Origin of the sequence: Arthrobacter sp. 35/47 (assembly GCF_000520475.1) — a bacterium.
GTDB classification, from domain to species: Bacteria; Actinomycetota; Actinomycetes; order Actinomycetales; family Micrococcaceae; genus Arthrobacter_D; species Arthrobacter_D subterraneus.
Map to the genome: position 1 here is coordinate 210,272 of NZ_KI914581.1, position 2,585 is coordinate 212,856.

Annotated in this window: 2 protein-coding genes; both read right to left on the reverse strand. The window is 66.8% G+C overall.

Going from position 1 to position 2,585, the window contains the following annotated elements; all coding sequences use genetic code 11:
- Positions 1-29: 29 nt before the first annotated feature.
- Positions 30-1,301, reverse strand: coding sequence for an SAM-dependent methyltransferase (locus X803_RS0101390; RefSeq protein WP_026543736.1), 1,272 nt, complete (start codon positions 1,299-1,301; stop codon positions 30-32).
- 98 nt (positions 1,302-1,399) lie between these two features.
- Positions 1,400-2,585, reverse strand: a 1,186-nt coding sequence (locus X803_RS17035; protein ID WP_035777405.1) for an SAM-dependent methyltransferase, incomplete at its 5' end; no start/stop codon positions are given.

Below are 2,585 nucleotides of genomic sequence, written 5' to 3' on the forward strand. Positions count from 1 at the left end.
CCCGCCGACCGCTCGGCAGGCGCGGCGGTTTACTCCGGGCGCCGGACCAGGATCTGGTCGACGCCCATGCGTCCGCCACGGAACGTGAGCTTGGCCCCCACCAGGTACAGCCGCCACACGCGGGCCACTTCCTCGCCCATCATCTCAACGGCGCGCTCCCAGTTCCCCTCAAACCGGGCCAGCCACGCGTCGATGGTTCGCACGTAGTGCTCGCGCATGGCCTCCACACCCCGGATCTCGAAGCCGGCAGCCTCAACCAGGTTGACCGTGTCGCCGACCGGACGCATGTGCATGTCCGGCGCGATGAAGGATTCGATGAACGGTCCCCCGCCCGGGTGCTTGCCGTGCCGGGACATCTGCTGGATCAGCACGCTGCCGCCCGGCCGCACGTTGCGGAACAGGGTGGAGGCATACACTCCGTAGTTGGACTCGCCTACGTGCTCGCCCATTTCGAGGGAAGCAACGGCGTCGTACGGGCCGTCCGTGACATCGCGGTAGTCCTGCAGTCGGATCTCCACACGGTCCTGAAGCTTCCGCTCCGCGATGCGCCGGTCAATGAACGCCTTCTGTTCACGCGAGATCGTTACGCCGGTGACCTTTGCGCCGAAATGCTCCGCCGCGTAAAGGCTGAGGGAACCCCACCCGCACCCGACGTCCAGGAACCGCTGGTTGGGCAGGGTGTCCAGCCCGATCTTCCGGCACACCAGGTCGAGTTTGTCCCGCTGGGCGTCCTCCAGCGTGTAGTCGGGATCATCCGAGCGCCAGTAGGCGCAGGAATACGCCATGTGCCGGTCGAGGATCAGCTCATAGAAATCGTTGGAGAGATCGTAATGATGGCTGATCGCCGCCCGGTCCCGGAGGAGGCTGTGCAGCTTGCCGGTGATCCTGGCCTGGCTGCGCGGAGCAGGCAGGGGCCCGCGCAGAACCCCCAGGTCCCGTGCCAGCCGGCCGAGCTGAAAGGCAAGCTGGGGCCGAAGCGATGGCATCGAGAGCCCCCGTTCGCCGACGACCGTCCACACGTGGTTGAGTGCGTCCTCCAGCGGTCCGGACACGTCGAGCTCTCCGGTCACGTACGCCTGCGACGCGCCCAGCTCACCCGGGCTCCAGAGGAGCCGCCGAAGGGCGTTTGCGCTGTTCAGCTGCACCTCGGGGGCACCTTCCGGGCCGGCCGAGCTTCCGTCCCAGGCGGTCAGCCGCACGGGAAGCTCGCCCCCGACGATGGGCTCGAGAATACGTGCGATGGACGGCGCGATGCTTCGGTTGATGCCGGCGGACTGGCGGGACTGCTGAAGATCTGTCATCGGTGGCTCCAGGATGAGGGTGCACTTGAGCGGAAACGACTGACCGCGCGCGTGCTCATGGGCGGCGGTGAAATGGACGGCGGTATCCGTCCGCCGGTTCAGGGGCGGCGGTCAAAGATCAGTTGCTGGACATCAAGGTAACCCGCCTGGAATCCAGCCCGGCAATAGCACAGGTAGAACAGCCACATCCGCTGGAAGATCTCATCGAAGCCCAGGGCCTCAACCTCGTCCAGGCGCGCGAGGAAGCGCTCCTCCCACAGCCGCAGGGTCTGCGCGTAGTGATCCCCCATGGAGAGCCGTTCCCGGACCCGCAGGCTGGTGTAGCGGTCGGTGATGTCCTCGATGGCGCGCACGGACGGAATGAAACCGCCCGGAAAGATGTACTTGTGGATCCAGGTATAGGAGCGGCGGGTTGCCAGCATGCGCTCGTGCGGCATGGTGATCGCCTGGATGGCCACCCTCCCGCCGGGCGCGAGCAGGCGGTCGATGGTCTGGAAGTAGACCCCCCAGTATTCGTACCCGACGGCCTCGATCATCTCGACGGACACAATGGCGTCGAACTCGCCCTCCACAGCGCGGTAGTCCTTCAGCTCCACCCGGACCCGGTCCGCAAACCCGGCTTCAGCGATCCGCTCCTCCGCGAGCCGCTTCTGCTCGCTGGAGAGCGTAACGGTCACTACCTCGGCGCCCCGGCGGGCAGCCCGCAGGGCAAGTTCACCCCAGCCGGTGCCGATCTCCAGCACGCGGCTTCCGGGGCCGACGTCCGCCTGGTCCAGGAGCCGGTCAATCTTGCGCTGCTGCGCCGGCGCGAAGTCCTCCCAGCGGACCTCCAGCAGGTCCGGGCCCACGCCGTCGAACAGGGCGCTCGAGTAGGACATGGTGTTGTCGAGGAAGAGTGCGAACAGCTCATTGGACAGGTCATAGTGGCGCGAGATGTTCGATCGGGTGTTGGCGGTGGTGTTCCGTTCCCTGCGCGGCGGCTTGGGAAGGTACAGGCCCCGCAGCTTCTGGAGCGGAACCGGCACCAGGTGGGCGGCGCGCTCGGCGAACACTTCAATGACCGCCGTCAGGTCCGGCGCAGTCCAGTCCTTCGCCATGTAGGACTCCCCCAGCCCGATCAGCCCGCTGTCCCCCAACCGAGCAAAAAAGTCCCCGGGGCGGTGGATCCGCATTTCCGGGACGCCGCTTCCCTCGGTGCGGCGCGGTATGCCGCCGTGCACCGTGCCGTCGTCGTACGTCACGCGCATCGGCAGGCGGTTCACTGCCGCCACGAAGATCTTCTCG

Excerpts from the sequence above, each read along its gene's own strand:
- X803_RS0101390 (WP_026543736.1), bottom strand. The coding sequence starts at position 1,301 with ATGACAGATCTTCAGCAGTCCCGCCAGTCCGCCGGCATCAACCGAAGC.